Source organism: Nocardia sp. CS682 (assembly GCF_004634405.1).
GTDB lineage: Bacteria > Actinomycetota > Actinomycetes > Mycobacteriales > Mycobacteriaceae > Nocardia > Nocardia ninae.
In genome coordinates this window covers 2,049,400-2,064,026 of sequence record NZ_CP029710.1, presented here as the reverse complement: position 1 = coordinate 2,064,026, position 14,627 = coordinate 2,049,400, and the positions used below count along the sequence as shown (strand labels likewise).

16 protein-coding genes are annotated in these 14,627 nt (G+C 68.3%); 10 read left to right on the top strand and 6 right to left on the bottom strand.

The features are described 5' to 3' along the window. The first annotated feature begins 189 nt into the window (after positions 1 to 189). Positions 190 to 1,194: a S9 family peptidase gene (locus DMB37_RS09135; protein ID WP_206055326.1), complete on the top strand. Its 1,005-nt coding sequence runs from the start codon at positions 190 to 192 to the stop codon at positions 1,192 to 1,194. Here DMB37_RS09135 and DMB37_RS09130 read toward each other — a convergent pair whose 3' ends face one another. Together DMB37_RS09130 and DMB37_RS09125 are read right to left on the bottom strand one after the other, a co-directional pair. Further along, positions 1,195 to 2,667, bottom strand: a complete 1,473-nt coding sequence (locus DMB37_RS09130) for an SDR family oxidoreductase (protein ID WP_135232323.1) — start codon at positions 2,665 to 2,667, stop codon at positions 1,195 to 1,197. Between the two features lie 93 nt (positions 2,668 to 2,760). Further along, entirely contained in the window at positions 2,761 to 3,168 is a 408-nt protein-coding gene (locus DMB37_RS09125) for a hypothetical protein (RefSeq protein ID WP_107658265.1), read from the bottom strand. Between the two features lie 230 nt (positions 3,169 to 3,398). Between DMB37_RS09125 and DMB37_RS09120 the strand changes: the two genes are divergently transcribed. After that, positions 3,399 to 4,802 (top strand): pentapeptide repeat-containing protein, encoded by a 1,404-nt coding sequence (locus tag DMB37_RS09120; protein WP_240772313.1) that lies wholly within the window; start codon positions 3,399 to 3,401, stop codon positions 4,800 to 4,802. An 81-nt stretch (positions 4,803 to 4,883) separates the two neighbouring features. Here the strand turns inward: DMB37_RS09120 and DMB37_RS09115 are convergent, their stop codons facing one another. The 3 genes from DMB37_RS09115 to DMB37_RS09105 all read right to left on the bottom strand — a co-directional run bounded on the left by DMB37_RS09115 (position 4,884) and on the right by DMB37_RS09105 (position 7,147). Further along, positions 4,884 to 5,279, bottom strand: coding sequence for a VOC family protein (locus tag DMB37_RS09115; RefSeq protein ID WP_135237447.1), 396 nt, complete (start codon positions 5,277 to 5,279; stop codon positions 4,884 to 4,886). 141 nt (positions 5,280 to 5,420) lie between these two features. After that, entirely contained in the window at positions 5,421 to 6,503 is a 1,083-nt protein-coding gene (locus DMB37_RS09110; RefSeq protein WP_135232322.1) for a sensor histidine kinase, read from the bottom strand. Then, positions 6,500 to 7,147: a response regulator transcription factor gene (locus DMB37_RS09105; RefSeq protein WP_206055219.1), complete on the bottom strand. Its 648-nt coding sequence runs from the start codon at positions 7,145 to 7,147 to the stop codon at positions 6,500 to 6,502. The genes DMB37_RS09110 and DMB37_RS09105 overlap by 4 nt, the downstream gene beginning before the upstream one ends. Positions 7,148 to 7,344: 197 nt before the next feature. Here DMB37_RS09105 and DMB37_RS09100 point away from each other — a divergent pair, with 197 nt between their 5' ends. The 4 genes from DMB37_RS09100 (at position 7,345) to DMB37_RS09085 (ending at position 10,603) form a co-directional block, all read left to right on the top strand. Beyond that, positions 7,345 to 8,547, top strand: coding sequence for a DUF418 domain-containing protein (locus DMB37_RS09100; protein WP_135232320.1), 1,203 nt, complete (start codon positions 7,345 to 7,347; stop codon positions 8,545 to 8,547). Between the two features lie 45 nt (positions 8,548 to 8,592). Continuing rightward, complete coding sequence (locus DMB37_RS09095; protein ID WP_135232319.1) at positions 8,593 to 9,705, top strand: alcohol dehydrogenase catalytic domain-containing protein; 1,113 nt, start codon at positions 8,593 to 8,595, stop codon at positions 9,703 to 9,705. 173 nt (positions 9,706 to 9,878) lie between these two features. Continuing rightward, positions 9,879 to 10,160, top strand: a complete 282-nt coding sequence (locus DMB37_RS09090; RefSeq protein WP_135232318.1) for a type II toxin-antitoxin system Phd/YefM family antitoxin — start codon at positions 9,879 to 9,881, stop codon at positions 10,158 to 10,160. Next, complete coding sequence (locus tag DMB37_RS09085) at positions 10,157 to 10,603, top strand: type II toxin-antitoxin system VapC family toxin (RefSeq protein ID WP_240772311.1); 447 nt, start codon at positions 10,157 to 10,159, stop codon at positions 10,601 to 10,603. The genes DMB37_RS09090 and DMB37_RS09085 overlap by 4 nt, the downstream gene beginning before the upstream one ends. Here the strand turns inward: DMB37_RS09085 and DMB37_RS09080 are convergent, their stop codons facing one another. Beyond that, positions 10,604 to 11,425: an alpha/beta fold hydrolase gene (locus DMB37_RS09080; RefSeq protein WP_167768786.1), complete on the bottom strand. Its 822-nt coding sequence runs from the start codon at positions 11,423 to 11,425 to the stop codon at positions 10,604 to 10,606. A 135-nt stretch (positions 11,426 to 11,560) separates the two neighbouring features. Here DMB37_RS09080 and dapB point away from each other — a divergent pair, with 135 nt between their 5' ends. The 4 genes from dapB to DMB37_RS09060 all read left to right on the top strand — a co-directional run bounded on the left by dapB (position 11,561) and on the right by DMB37_RS09060 (position 14,541). After that, positions 11,561 to 12,307 carry a 4-hydroxy-tetrahydrodipicolinate reductase gene (gene dapB / locus DMB37_RS09075; protein ID WP_135232316.1) on the top strand — a complete coding sequence of 249 codons (747 nt, stop codon included), beginning with the start codon at positions 11,561 to 11,563 and terminating at the stop codon, positions 12,305 to 12,307. 37 nt (positions 12,308 to 12,344) lie between these two features. Then, positions 12,345 to 12,854, top strand: coding sequence for a hypothetical protein (locus DMB37_RS09070; RefSeq protein ID WP_135232315.1), 510 nt, complete (start codon positions 12,345 to 12,347; stop codon positions 12,852 to 12,854). A 379-nt stretch (positions 12,855 to 13,233) separates the two neighbouring features. After that, positions 13,234 to 13,689 (top strand): flavodoxin family protein, encoded by a 456-nt coding sequence (locus DMB37_RS09065; RefSeq protein ID WP_167768785.1) that lies wholly within the window; start codon positions 13,234 to 13,236, stop codon positions 13,687 to 13,689. Between the two features lie 165 nt (positions 13,690 to 13,854). Then, positions 13,855 to 14,541: a response regulator gene (locus DMB37_RS09060; protein WP_107658256.1), complete on the top strand. Its 687-nt coding sequence runs from the start codon at positions 13,855 to 13,857 to the stop codon at positions 14,539 to 14,541. The last annotated feature ends 86 nt before the right edge of the window (positions 14,542 to 14,627 follow it).

Here is a 14,627-nt window from a genome sequence, read left to right as displayed (position 1 = left end):
TTCGGCACACCGAGCGCCGAACCAGGCACGTCGCGCGTTGAGCCCGGTGCGCCCGGCGCTGGATCCGCGGCGTCGCGTGCCGAACCGGGTACCTCGCGCGTTCGACCCGGAACGTCGCGTGCCCAATCCGGCACATCGCGCGCGGAACTCGGCACATCGCGCGCTCGACGTATCTCGCGACGTCGCCGAATACTGTTGTCGCTCACCGTGGTCCTGGCGCTGATCGGGGCGGCCGGGGGCTGGGTCGTGTATCAGAACAGCTACGACCTGCGGGAACAACGCGTCACGATCCCGGGCAGCGCGCAGCCGCTGAACGGGGTGCTCGCGCTGCCCGAGGAGGGCGCGGCGCCGTTCGGGTTGGTGGTTTTCGTCCACGGCGACGGACCGATCGACGCGACGCACGACACGTTCTACCGGCCGATCTGGGAGGCGTTGGCGCGGGCGGGGTATGCATCACTGTCCTGGGACAAGCCAGGTGTGGCGGGAGCGCCCGGTGACTGGCTGAACCAGACGATGGCTGACCGGACCACCGAGACTCTCGACGCGATCGCCTGGGCCAGAACGCGTTCCGAGATCGATCCGGCGCGGGTCGGGCTGTGGGGTGCCAGCCAAGCGGGCTGGGTCCTGCCCGCGGTCGCCGCGCGAGATCCGGGCTTGCGGTTCATGATCGCCGTGTCGCCCGCCGTCAACTGGCTCCAACAGGGCCGCTACCACACGATCGCCAAGCTGACCGCTGAGCACGCCGGTCCGGCGCGCATCGACGCCGCGATCGCCGACAGCGAACGCACCCGCAAACTATTGCGCGAGGGCGCGACCTTCGAACAGGCCCGTGCGGCAGGCGCCGTCACCTCGGACATGACCGCACAGCGCTGGCGCTTCATCCAGCAGAACTACACCGCCGACGCCGCCGCCGATCTCGCCGCGGTCCGCATCCCCGTGCTGCTCACCCTGGCCGACTACGACATCAACGTCGACGTCGCCGACACCGAGGCCCGCTACCGCCAACTGATCCCCGCCGGTTTGCTGCGTATCGAGCACTACCGCAACGCGACGCACTCGCTGGTGCGCAAGGACATCGAAGACAGCACGATCAAGACGATCCTCTTTGCCGTCGCCGCACCCCGATCACTGTTCGCGACCAGCTTTCTGGACGATCAGCGCCGCTTCGTGCAGGACGTCGACCGAACCCGGTGATCACGAACCTGCTTGCCGCTCAGCGGCTTCGGCAGCCCCGGTGATATTGCGAACCATCCCCCCGAACACGATCTGATGGAACGGAGAGATCGCCTTCCAGTACGCATGCCCGGACAACCCGCGCGGTTCGAAGATGGCGCGCTGCCGATACATCGTCCCGCCACCGGCATCCGGCTCCGCCGACAGCTCCAGCCAGGCATCACCCGGGACCCGCATCTCGGCGCGCAGCCGAAGCAGCCGGGGTCGTTCGATGTGCTCGACGCGCCACCAGTCCAGCGCTTCCCCCGCCCGCAAACGGTGCGGATCGCGCCGCCCGCGCCGCAGTCCGGCACCGCCCGCCACCCGGTCGATCCATCCGCGCACCGACCAGGCCAGCGGGAACGAGTACCACCCGTGCTCACCGCCGATGGACTCGATGACCTGCCAGACGGTGGCGGGGTCGGCGTCGGTGTGGCGTTCGCGGACATCCTGGTACAGGGTGCCGCCGGACCAGTCCGGGTCGCTGGGCAGCGGGTCCGACGGTGCGCCCGGGGTGGCGGCGTCGGACCAGCGGGTCGGCACATCGAAGTCGCGGATCCGGGCCAGCGCGAGTTCCACCGCGCGCTCGAAACCGGTCAGGCCGTCCGGCGGGTCCGGGATGTGGTCGGCGATGTCGTGGTCGCCGCAGACGACCTCGTGCACCAGCGACTCGATCAATGGCACGGCGATCGCGCGCGGCACCGGGGTGACCAGGTTGACCCACTGGGCCGAGAGCCAGGGTGTCAACACCGGCACCGGCACCACCGCGCGTCGCGGCAGCTTGGCGATCACCGCGTATCTGCGGAGCATGTCGAGGTAGGTCAGGACGTCGGGTCCGCCGATGTCGAAGGACCGGTTCACCTCCGGGCCGAGGGCTCCGGCGTGGGTCAGGTAGTAGAGCACGTCGCGGATCGCGATCGGCTGGATGCGGTTGTGCACCCAGCGCGGCGTGATCATCGCGGGCAGCCGTTCGGACAGGTAGCGCAGCATTTCGAAGCTCGCCGACCCGGACCCGATGATCACCGCGGCCCGGAACTCGACGGTGGGCACGCCCGAGCCGAGCAGGATTTCACCGACCTCCGCCCGCGAGGACAGATGCGGTGACAGCTGCTCGCCCTGCGGAATGATGCCGCCGAGGTACACGATTCTGGACAGTCCAGCCGTGGCGGCCGCGCTCGCCACGATGCGTGCCGCCCGGCGATCGATGTCGACGAAGTCGCGCTGGGTCAACGAATGCACCAGGTAGTAGAGAATCTCCTGGTTCGCCAGGGCGGTGGCGACCGAGGCCGAATCGGTGACATCACCGGTGACGATCTCCACGTCGTCGTGCCACGGGGCCTCGTCGAGTTTGCCGGGTGTGCGCACCATCAGCCGCACCGAATGGCCCGCCGCCAAGAGCTCAGGGACCAGTCGTCCGCCGATGTAGCCGGTCGCGCCGAACACAACACATCTCATGGACAGCCTCCGAGTCGCGGTGCGAGGGATGGTCCGAGGCACGCCGGGTGCCGCACACCATGTCTACCGGACGTGGGTGACAGCGCGGGCGCGTCAGTCGGTGGGAGCTGCGGTTTCCTGCAATACGCGCCAGCTGTACCGGGGCGGGTTGCCCTCGGTGGTCAGCACCACGGTCGACCAGCGGTCGGCGTGCTTTCCGTCGCGATGATGGCGCTCCATGAAGCGGACCACCGTCACGTTTCCTTCGTTGAGCAGCACCTCCGCCTCGGAGATCTCGATATCGAGCCCGGGCGCGGAGTTGCGGGCGCGGCGCAGCCCCGACAGCAATTCGGAGCTACTCAGCCGGGTGCCGTCCATGGTCACCATGGAGAACGTGGCGTGCTGGGTCGCGGCGAAACGTTCCAGGACATCGGGCTCGGCGTCGGTTCCCAACCAGGTGGACAGCAGCGCGTGTACGGTCTCGACCTCGGCGATCGGATCCAGCGAATCGGAAGCGGACATGTCCGCAGAGTACTCGAGGAGCCCGGCCGATCAGTCCAACGACGCGGTTCGCACCTGTTGTCCGCGTTTGCCCGGCCGACGCAAGTGCGCCGTCGGCCGGTGACCTCGGTCGAGGGCGGCTCTCCACGATGTGCCCCGCATGGATAGAGGACATCTGAAAGATTTTGGGGCGCAGGGATAGCCGATCTTGTCCGGTAGTCGACGGGCGGCAATGCGGCTACCATGCGCTAATGCGATGGGGGCGGTTGGGCGACCGACTGCACCGTCAGGCGTTACTGCTTGCGGTGCTGGCGGCGGTCGTCTGCGGCCTCGGTATCGCGGTGCTCACCTGGTGGCTGCTCTGGCTGGCGATGGGCGCGGAGGCCGAGACGCCGAATCAGTTGGAGCTGACCAAGATCGCGTTGGCGGTGGTTGCCGGAGTCGGTGGCGCCGTCGCGCTCGTGGTTGCCTATCGGCGCCAGCGCGACCTCGAACGCGGACGCTTCGCCGAGCTGTTCGGCGCCGCCTCGCGGCAACTCGGCGATGCCGACGTGGCGGTGCGGATCGCCGGGGTCTACGCGATGGCCGGGGTCGCCGACGAGTTCCGTTCGCCGAGCAGGCGTCAGCAGTGCGTCGACGTCCTCTGCGGTTACCTCCGGCTGCCCTACGATCCGGTGGCCGGAGCGAACCATCTTGTGTCGCAAGCGGAAACGGTGGACGAGTCGGGTCTGAAGGTCGAACGCGTCTACCAGTTCCGGCAGAACGACCGGGAGGTGCGCCGCACCATCGTGCAGGTGATCGCCGCGCATCTGCAGCGGTCGGCCGAGATCTCCTGGTCGGACTGCGAGTTCACCTTCACCAACGCGGTCATCGAACGCGGCGACTTCCGGTACGCGGTCTTCCGGGGACGCAACATCTCCTTCGCCCGCGCGGTCTTCATCGGCCGCACCACGTTCGAGCACGCGCTCTTCGTCGGCCCGCACGTCACCTTCCGCGACGCGGTGTTCGAAGGCGGTCCCGTGCTGTTCGAGCACGCGCGGTTCGGCCCTGCTCGACCCGAGAAGGTCGAACGCGCTGGTTACGGCACCACCTTCGACGGCGCGATGTTCGACGGTTCGGTGTCGTTCGAGAACGCCGTCTTCACCGGCCCGCGCACGACGTTCAGTGGCATCCGCTGCACCGGCGCCCGAACCTCGTTCCAGGACACGAAGTTCCACGCCGACCTCACCTCGTTCGAACGCGCCGTCCTGGACGGGCAGCACCTCGCCTTCACCGGCGCGGATATCTCGAGCCCGCGAATCACCTTCGCGGGCGCTCAGTTCGAGGCGAACGCCGTGGCATTCGATGACACCCGCATCGGCGCTCCGGCTCGCATGCGCAACCGGGGTACCCGCGAAACCGACTTCAGCGGAGCCGAATTCCACGGCACGACCACGTTCGCGGGCACTACGTTCGCCGGACGCTCCGTCGATTTCACCGAGGGCGACTTCTTCGGCGACATCTCCTTCATCGATGCCCGCTTCACCGCCACCGAAGTCACCTTCGACCGGCCGAAGGCCTGGGTCGGCACCCACTTCGACTGGGACGACATCCCGACCCGCAAGCCGGCCAATATCAAACCCAACCCGTGGCCGCCGGAGCAGCCCGGCGAGTGAGGGTTGCGCGTAGGGAGCCTCCTGCGCGCACTTGATCAAGAAGTAGGGGCGGCGTCCGGGTGGACGCCGCCCCTAGATCTTTCAGCTCGGCCAGCCGCCGTACGGGACGGTGATCAATTCCATGAAGTGGCCGTTGGGATCCAGAAAGTAGACGCCGCGGCCGCCGTCATTGTGATTGATCTCGTTGACGCCCTGCTGACGCGGGTCGGCCCAATGGTCCAGTTTGTAGCGCTGGATCTTGGCGTAGGCCGCGTCGAATTCGGGCTCGGAGATCAGGAATGCGTAATGCTGGGGCTGAATTTCGGTGACATGCGGCGGCACATTCGCGAAATCGAAAGTGACCGAATTATCCAGTGGGAGCGGAATGAACGGGCCCCATTCGGCCCCGAGTTCCGCGCCCAGAATGTCTGCCCAGAATTCAGCGGTCACTCGGCTATCGAGGCAGCCGACAATGGTGTGATTGAACTGTACTGACAGTGGAATTTTCTCCTTGTGCGGTGACGGTCCCGACCCCGGGCTCGGTACAAGGCGGCCAACGGGAGCACCGTCACGGTCGAAGACGCTAGCAAACATCCCATGGATGTCGCCAGTATCGAGTGACCCAGACCATGTCTCGTTTCAGCGCGGCAGGCGTAGCGCGACGCGATAGCCGCGATCGCCGGTCGGGCCGGATTCGAAACTGCCGCCGAGGAGTTCGGCCCGCTCGGCCAGGCCGACCAATCCGTGCCGGGAGCTCGGCAGGGGCACCGCCGGCCTGGTCGGCTCGGTATTGCGGACCGTGACGCCGAAGTGGTCACCGTCGTGCCAGAGCTCGACGGTGGCGGTCGCGCCCGGTGCGTGCTTGCGGACGTTGGTGAGCGCCTCCTGCACCGTGCGATAGACGGTGCGCTGGCCAGGCGCGCTGAGCTCGTCGGGCAGATCGCCGCGCAGCTCGACCTGAATACCGCTGGCGTCGAGCAACTTTCGCAGATCCGCGAGCGTCGGCTGCGGTGTGAGCTCGGTGCTCTGGCCGCCGGCGGCGCGCAGCAGGGTGACCATGTGGCGCAGTTCGTCCAGTGTGTCGACGCTGAGCCTGCGGATGGTGCGCGCCGCCTCGGCCGCGTCGGCGTCGGTGGCCGCCACCTGGAGCGCGCCCGCGCGCACGGCGATCAAACTGACCTGATGGGCGACCACGTCGTGCATTTCGCGCCCGATCTGCGCGCGTTCCCGCGCCAGTACCGCCTGGGCGTGCAGTCGCCGTTCGTGGTCGCGCGCCTCCTCGATCTCGACCAATCGGGCGGACAGATCGCGGCGGGTCCGCACGAGTTGGCCGAGCAGCACCGGGGCACCCGCCCAGGCCAGCGCGTAGGCGAAGGCGGTGATGATGTCCCGCTGGCCGACGTACTCGCCGGGCGGCCACGGTATGGACACGGCAATCGAGGTGGCGAGTACGGACCCGAACAGCAGCGCGCGGTTGGTCGTGCGTTCGGCCAGCGAGTACAGCGCGATCGCGGGCGCGGCGAGAATGGCGAGCAGCAAGCTCGCGGGCAGCGTCAACGCGAAGACCACCAGGGGAAAGCGGCGGCGCAGCAGCAAGGCCGCGCAGGCGACAGCGGCCGCGACGAACTCGACGCGCGAGGTGACTTCGCCGTCGGCGAGGACGTCGGCCACCGCCACCGCGACCAGCGCGAGGTCGATCAGCCACGGCGGGGGCCGGTTCACGACAGGAGTCCCGCTCGTTGCGCGAGCAACGCCGCCTGCACGCGGCTGCTCACCCGCAACTTGGTGAAGATCGCGCTGACGTGATCCTTGATCGTGCCGACGCTCAGGTGGATCCGCTGACCGATCTCGGCGTTCGACAGCCCCTCGGCGATCAGCACGAGCACCGCGCGTTCCCGATCGGTGAGCCGTTCGACGCGCGCCGCGTCCGCGTCGATATCGGCGGCGGTGGCGGGTTCGGCGTTGCGCAACAACGCGGCCGAGACCTTCGGCGACAGCACGACCCCACCCGCGGCGAGGGTGCGGGTCAGCTGTGCCAATTGTTCGGGCTCGGTGTCTTTGAGGACGAAACCCGCTGCGCCGGAACGTAATGCGGACAGAATGTAGTCGTCGGTGTCGAAGGTCGTCAGCATCGCGACCGCCGGCGGGTCGGCCATGGCACGCAGCTGACGCAGCACCGTCAACCCGTCGACGTCGGGCATGCGGATGTCGAGCAATACGACATCCGGCCGCGCCGCCGTGACTGCCGCCACCGCCGCCGAGCCGGTCGCCGTCGCCACCACCTCGATGTCGGCGGCCGCATTCAGAATCAGCTCGAAACCGGACCGCACCAGCGCCTCGTCATCCACGACCACCACCCGAATCACCCGCCACACCTCCTCCGGTACCGCACCTGCCCGTGAGCCTAGATCCGGGCGCCGGGCACACCCGACCGGGAGGGGCTCGGGTAGCCGGTCGGCGGGTAGGTCCAGCCGGTCGGCGGGTGGCAGGGCCGTCGACCGGGGAGCTGGTCCGGACGCGTGCCGGATACTGAACGGGCGTGCGGTCCTCGACGCTGAAAGTCATGGAACACACCGTGATCCAGCAGACTCTGCTGCCTGCGCCGACTGGCCGGTCGGCCATGGGCCGCGGTGCGCGGTTGGTGGGGGTGGATCTCGCGCGGGGGCTGGCGGTGCTCGGGATGTATGCGGCGCACGTGGGGCCGGAGCCGGGGCGCGGTGGTGTCCTCGGGTTCGTCATGGAGGTGACGCACGGTCGGTCTTCGGCGTTGTTCGCGTTCTTGGCGGGGTTCTCGATTCTGCTGATCACCGGGCGCCGGGTGCCGAAGACGGGGCGGGCGGGCCGGCAGGCGCGGGTGAAGATACTGATCCGGGCGGTGATTCTGCTGGTGCTCGGTACCGTGCTGACCGCGTCGGGCACCAAGGTCGAGGTGATCCTGGCCTACTACGGGCTGTACTTCCTGCTGGCGCTGCCGCTGGCCCGGTTGCGCGCGGGCACGTTGGCGGTGCTGGCGGCGGTGAGCGCGCTGGTGCTCCCGCAGATTGTGGCAGTGGTGCTGGCCACGGACTCCGGCTGGACCGCCGCTGTCACCCGGTTCGATCCACTCGCCTGGGTGAGCGGGCGCGGTGACCCGAGCAGCAGCAATGACGGTGTGGTCGGGCTGCTGCTGACCGGCGGCTACCCGGCGCTCAGTTGGCTGCCGTTCGTCGTCGCGGGCATGGCAGTCGCTCGACTCGACCTGGCCGCCAAGGTGATTCGCGTTCGGCTCGCAGCCACCGGTCTCGGCTTGGCGACGCTCGGCTACGGCGGTTCCGCGGTGGCACTGCAAGTCGCGTCCGCGACAACGCCGCCGGGAATTATGCACGCGCCCTGGTGGTCCGACATGGCCGAGGATCCGGCAGGCTGGCGTTATCAGCTGAGCGCGATGCCGCACAGCGAAACCACCCTGTCGATCATCGGGAGCACCGGCGTTGCGCTCGCGGTGCTCATCGCCTGCCTGGCCGCGTGTGACGGGTCCCGCCGGTTCCTGCGGGTGGCCACGCCCTTGATCGCGGTCGGCAGCATGTCGTTGACCGCCTACGTATTCCACGTCGCCGCCATCGCCGCGCTCGGGTTCGAGGAGCTGCCCGCCGGTTCGCTCCCGGTGCTGCTCGGACTGAGTGCGATCATCATGATGTTCGCGTACTGCTGGTCCCGCTTCTTCCACCGCGGACCCCTGGAATGGTTGCTCTACCGCGCCACCAGGGTCGCCGAGCGGGTGCGATAGCTCGGCCCCTGTGCCTGGGACAGTGCGGACGGTAGCGTCGGCGGAATGAAGATTCGTGGGGCGGTCCTGGAGCGGATCGCGGCGCCCGTGCCGTTCGCCGAGTCGGCGCCGATCAGTGTGGGTGAGTTGGAGCTCGGCGAGCCGGCGGCGGGGGAGCTGCTGGTGCGGATCGAGGCGGCCGGGCTGTGCCATTCGGACCTGTCGGTGGTCGACGGTAATCGGGTGCGGCCGGTGCCGATGCTGCTCGGTCACGAGGCGGCGGGGCGGGTCGAGGCGATCGGTCCGGGCGGCAGCGATCTCGCGATCGGGCAGCGCGTGGTGATGACCTTCCTGCCGCGCTGCGGCGAATGCGCGGGGTGCGCGACCGACGGCCGGACGCCGTGCGTACCGGGCAGTGTCGCCAACAACGCTGGCGAACTGCTCGGCGGCGGGCGGCGGCTGAGCCGCGACGGTGCCGAGGTACACCATCATCTCGGGGTGTCCGCCTTCGCGACGCACGCGGTGGTGGACCGCAGGTCGGTGGTGCCGGTGGACGACGACGTGCCGCCCGAGGTGGCGGCCGTGCTCGGCTGTGCGGTGCTGACCGGCGGTGGCGCACTGTTGAATTCGGCGAAACCGGGGCCGGGGGACCGGATCATGGTGGTCGGGCTGGGTGGGGTCGGCATGGCGGCGGTGCTGGTCGCGCTGTCGTTGGCGGCCGACGGTCACGAGGTCATCGCGGTGGACACTGTTCCGGAAAAGCTGGCCCTGGCAAAGGAATTGGGTGCCACCGCGGCGTACACGCCTGCGCAGGTGGTCGAGTCGGGGGTGCAAGCGGAGATCGTGGTGGAGGCCGCGGGCAACATCCGGGCCTTCGAAACCGCCGTGGCCGCGACGGCTCCCGGCGGCACCACGGTGACCGTGGGTCTGCCCGCCCCGGACGCTCGGGCCAGCATCTCACCGCTGGGCCTTGTCGCGCAGGGGCGTTCGATCGTCGGGAGCTACTTGGGCTCGGCCGTCCCCGCCCGCGACATTCCGGCCTATGTCCGGATGTGGCGCGAAGGCCGCTTGCCCGTCGAACGTCTGGTGTCCGCGCACATCGGCCTCGACGAAATCAACCACGCCATGGACGAACTCGCCGCAGGTCATGCGCTGCGACAGGTCATCGTTTTCGACTGATGAGAACGCCGTTCGGTATGCGTCCACGGTGTCGATGAACCGACCGGCGAGTCGTCCACCATGACCACGCGGGGTGCTATAAAAAACGCCCTCCACCAGGTCTGGCGCCCCAGCGACCCGCTAGGTACGCTGAACTGACCAGAATAGTCAAAGTGGTCGAAACGGGTGATCAGATGGCACGAAAGCGGTCGGAGCGACCAGATGTCGCATGGCCTCTCGCCGACGCGAAGGCCAGGTTGTCCGAGTTGATCGACACGGTGGAACGGGAGGGACCGCAGGTGATCAGCAAGCATGGACGTGAAGTGGCCGTTGTCGTACCGATCGACGAATGGCGGCGCCGGAATGCGCGACAGGGCAGTCTGGCCGAGTTCTTCGCCGACTCCCCCCTACGCGACCCGGAGCTGGTCGTGACCCGGGACAGGACGGATCCGCAGCACCGCGACGTGACCCTGTGAGGGCCGTCGAGGACGAGCCGATGGGCTACCTCCTGGACACGAACGCCGTCTCGGAATGGATCAAGCCCCGCCCGGACCCCGGACTGATCGAATGGCTGCACGACGCCGACGAGGAACGAATGTTCCTGAGCGTCATCACGATCGGGGAGATCCGCCGCGGCGTCGATCGGATGTCCAACGGGCGGCGCAAGGCGCGCTTGACCACGTGGCTGTCCGACCAGGTCACCGACCGATTCGACGCGCGACTACTGCCGATCGACCTCGGTGTCGCGCAGGCGTGGGGTCGCATCCGCGCCAGAGCCGAAAGAGCCGGGCATCGGGTCGACGCCGTGGACGCGCTCATTGCGGCAACCGCGGAAGCACACGGACTCGCCGTCGTCACTCGCAACGAGAAGGACTTCCGTGGCACGGGAGTGCAGGTGTTGTGTCCATGGCGGGAATAGCTAGGTGCGGCTGAGGAATTCGGTCACCGTGGCGACGTAGTCCGCGGTTCGGCTGATCAGCAGGGAATGGCCACCCTCGGTGAAGGTGCGGAATTCACAGCCGGGGTGCAGGTCGCGTAAGCGTCCGGTGTGGGTGCCGGTGATCAGCGGATCGTCGTCCGCTCGGAAGATCAAGGTGGGCCCGGACCAAGCGGGACCGCGCATGAGCTCGTCCACCCCCTCGGCGAGCTCCAGCAACAGCCGATAGGAATTGGCGGCGCCCGCACTACCTGCCGCATCGGTGGCCGCCACCACCTGTTCGATCCAGAACTCGGCCTCATCGGAGTCCGCCCAGGTGTGGTGCAACGCGGTACGAATCGCTGCCTGCGTCTCCGGCCACGGTGTCGCCACGGTGGTTTCGACCCGCATCCGCAGCCGGTCCACATCCTCCGGCCCGTACAACCCGGTACTCGACAAGGTCAGCGACCGGACCCGATCCGGCGCCCGACGCGACAGGAGCTCTGCGAACATGCCACCCGCCGACTGCCCGACCACATGCGCCCGATCGACCCCCTCCGCATCGAGCACCGCGACCACGCCGTCGACCAGCTCGGCAACGGACCCGACACCCGAGGGGTAGTCGGGAGCGATGGTCCGCAACCGCGGAGTCAGTGCGCTCGCCACGTCGAGCCAGCTGATGCCGATTCCCGCGCCACCGCTGAGCAGCAGTACCGGATCCCCCGCGCCGCCGGTGTAGTACCGCCAATCATGCTGCCCGACACCGAGGTTCTTACTGTCGTGCGTCCGTAGGAAATCCGCTGCCCGCTGATGAATCGAAGTCACGCCCGCGACGGTAGGGCAGGGGTGCACCCCGTCGCAAACATGCGCATATAGCAATGTGAATCACAGAGGTCAGCGGACCGCCGCCGCGGCACGGTCGATAGGCTGACACCGACGAAAGCGGAAAGAGGAGGTGCGGTGACCACACGGGTCGGAGTGCTCGGAGCGCGCGGCAAAGTCGGACAGGCTATCTGTGCGGCCGTGGAAGCGGCGGCCGATCTGGAACTGGTCGCGGCCGTCGACAAGGACGATTCGCTCGACGCGTTCACCGCGGCGAACACCCAGGTTGTCGTCGACTTCACGCACCCGGACGTGGTGATGGCGAACCTGAAGTTCCTGGTGCAGCACGGCATCCACGCGGTAGTCGGCACCACCGGCTTCGACGCCGCCCGCCTCGACGAGGTGCGCGGCTGGCTGGCCGATCGCCCCGATACCGGCGTGCTGATCGCACCGAACTTCGCGATCGGCGCGGTGCTGTCCATGCGCTTCGCCGAACAAGCCGCCCGGTTCTTCGAATCGGTCGAGGTGATCGAGCTGCACCATCCGAACAAAGCCGACGCGCCGTCCGGCACCGCGTACCGCACCGCGGGCCTGATCGCCGCCGCCCGCGAGCAGGCAGGCGTCGGCCGCAGCCCCGACGCCACCAGCACCGAACTGGACGGCGCCCGCGGCGCCGACGTCGAGGGCATCCGGGTGCACTCGGTGCGCCTGGCCGGCCTGGTCGCCCACCAGGAGGTGCTGTTCGGCACGCAAGGGGAGACGCTCACCATCCGGCACGACTCCATCGACCGGTCGTCGTTCGCCCCCGGCGTCCTGCTCGGCGTCCGCGAGATCGCCAACCGCCCCGGCCTGACCGTCGGCCTCGACCCCTTCCTCGACCTGTGAACAAGTACGCGGCCCCCGCCGCAGGCGAGGTGCGCGCGTGAACGCCGCGGACTCCGCCACCGACGGCGGCGGACAGAACAGGGAAGTCGTCAAGGTCGTCGCGCTGCTCGCCGCGCTCGTCCTGGTGCTCGGCTTCTACTTCCTGCTCCTCGGCCGAATCTCGTTCAGCCTCATCGAGTCCGGTGATATCGCCGCGATCCTCATCGGCATCGGCGTGCTGATCCTGCCGTTCGTCGGCGTCTGGGTGGTCGTGGCCACCGTCCGCGCGGCCCTGGCCCACCAGCACCTGGCCCGCCGCATCCACGAGGAGGGCCGCGAACTGGACACCACCGACCTGCCCCGCCGCCCGTCCGGCCGGATCGAACGCGACGCCGCCGACGCGCTGTTCGCCCAGGTCAAAACCGAATGGGAAGCCGACCCCGACAACTGGCGCGTCTCCTATCGCCTGGCTCGTGCCTACGACTACGCGGGCGACCGCACTCGAGCCCGGGCCACCATGCGCCGCGCCGTCGCGCTGGAGAAACTCGAACGCGACCAAGGGCGGTAGATTCGCACCGCTCCTCAGCTCCCGTCCGCACGACCGCTCCCGCCCCTCGCGAAATTCGAGCGACGAGACGCTGCGTTCGGCGCATTAGCGGGTGTGGGCGCCAGCGGGTCCGGCGGAATTCGGCGCAACCCGCGGTACACCGATCGCCGAATTGTCCGGGTCAAGACCGGTGAACAGGTGAAATTTCTCTCACCCGAGGATGTTTCACGCAAGGCGTGCAACGGACGGCCGAGCCATCATGCGGGATTGCGAATACTTCGACCGCAATCCGCGCGCCACTCGACGCGCCGATTCGAGCAAAGATTGGCAGCCTGCCGCGGACCGGCCGCACCGACCGGCGCCCACCGGTGCACCGCATGGCGCGCACTAAGATCCTCGTGTGGCGCAGTTGCTGATCATCCATCACACGCCGTCCCCGTACATGCAGGCGATGTTCGAGGCGGTGGTGTCCGGCGCGACCGACCCGGAGATCGACGGCGTGACCGTCGTCCGTCGCGCGGCACTGTCCGTCACCGCGTCGGATGTGCTGGCAGCCAATGGTTTTCTGCTCGGCACCCCGGCGAATCTGGGCTACATGTCCGGCGCGCTGAAGCATGCGTTCGACACGTTCTACTACCCCTGCCTCGATTCCACCCGCGGCCGCCCGTTCGGTTGCTACCTGCACGGGAACGAGGGCACCGAAGGCGCTGAACGCGGCATCGAACGCGTCACCACGGGCCTCGGCTGGGAGCAGGCGGCCGCACCGGTTATCGTGTCCGGCGCGCCGAGCAAGGACGACATCCAACGCTGTTGGGAGCTGGGCGCGACCATTGCCGCACACGTGATGGGTACCTGACAGTTTTTGTCCCCGAAATAGCTGGCAGTGACAATCTCTGCCGAGGTCGAATGTGGAACGGCCCCGATTTCTGGTGTCTGACCATTCGGTGCTTCGGCCCGGCATACTGGCAGAACGTTGTTGCGGTGGGGATGTGACGAGTTTGCTCGGGAATGGAGATTTCAGGTGACGTTGGCCGAAGGGGGCAATAACGCACCGCGCCGGATCGGAGTGGTCGAAGACCACGAATCAGTAGCGATCGGACTGGCCGCAATGCTCGCGCCCGAACCCGATCTCGACCTGGTGCTGACCGCGGGCACGGTGCCGGAATTATTGGCCGCCGCTCAGGATCTACCGCAACTGGACCTGGTCGTCCTCGATCTGCGATTGGCCGATGGGTCGACACCCGAGGACAACGTGCGCGCACTGCGCGACCGTGGCATCGAGGTGCTGATCTTCACCGGCGCGGACAACGCGTTCCTCGTGCGCTCCGCCGCGCGGGCCGGTGTGCTCGGTGTGGTGCGCAAGTCCGAGGACGTGCAGACCGTGGTCGCGGCCGTGCGCCGCGCGGCGTCCGGTGAACAGGTGGTGACCACCGACTGGGCCGCCGCCATCGACGGCGACCCGCAGTTGTCCGACGTGGGCCTGAGCCCGCGTCAGGAAGAGGTACTCACGCTGTACGCGTCCGGCGAGAAAGCCTCTCGGGTCGCGCGATTGACCGGCCTGTCCGAACAGACGGTCAACGACTACCTCGGCCGCATCCGCCAGAAGTACGCCGACGCGGGACGCCCGGCGCCGACCAAGACCGACCTGTACAAGCGGGCAGTGGAGGACGGCTGGCTGCCCGTGCCTGAGCGGCATCCACGCGCATGAGCGCCGGCGAGGCACCATCGTGATCGCGTCCAGCATGCTGGACACCTCGAATGCTCCTGTGACACTCGACCGCATCGCGCCGAGTC

Bases quoted from the DNA above. Each gene is read 5' to 3' on its own strand.
- DMB37_RS09130 (WP_135232323.1), bottom strand. From the start codon at position 2,667: ATGAGATGTGTTGTGTTCGGCGCGACCGGCTACATCGGCGGACGACTG.
- DMB37_RS09125 (WP_107658265.1), bottom strand. From the start codon at position 3,168: ATGTCCGCTTCCGATTCGCTGGATCCGATCGCCGAGGTCGAGACCGTA.
- DMB37_RS09120 (WP_240772313.1), top strand. From the start codon at position 3,399: ATGCGATGGGGGCGGTTGGGCGACCGACTGCACCGTCAGGCGTTACTG.
- DMB37_RS09100 (WP_135232320.1), top strand. From the start codon at position 7,345: ATGGAACACACCGTGATCCAGCAGACTCTGCTGCCTGCGCCGACTGGC.
- DMB37_RS09095 (WP_135232319.1), top strand. From the start codon at position 8,593: ATGAAGATTCGTGGGGCGGTCCTGGAGCGGATCGCGGCGCCCGTGCCG.
- DMB37_RS09090 (WP_135232318.1), top strand. From the start codon at position 9,879: ATGGCACGAAAGCGGTCGGAGCGACCAGATGTCGCATGGCCTCTCGCC.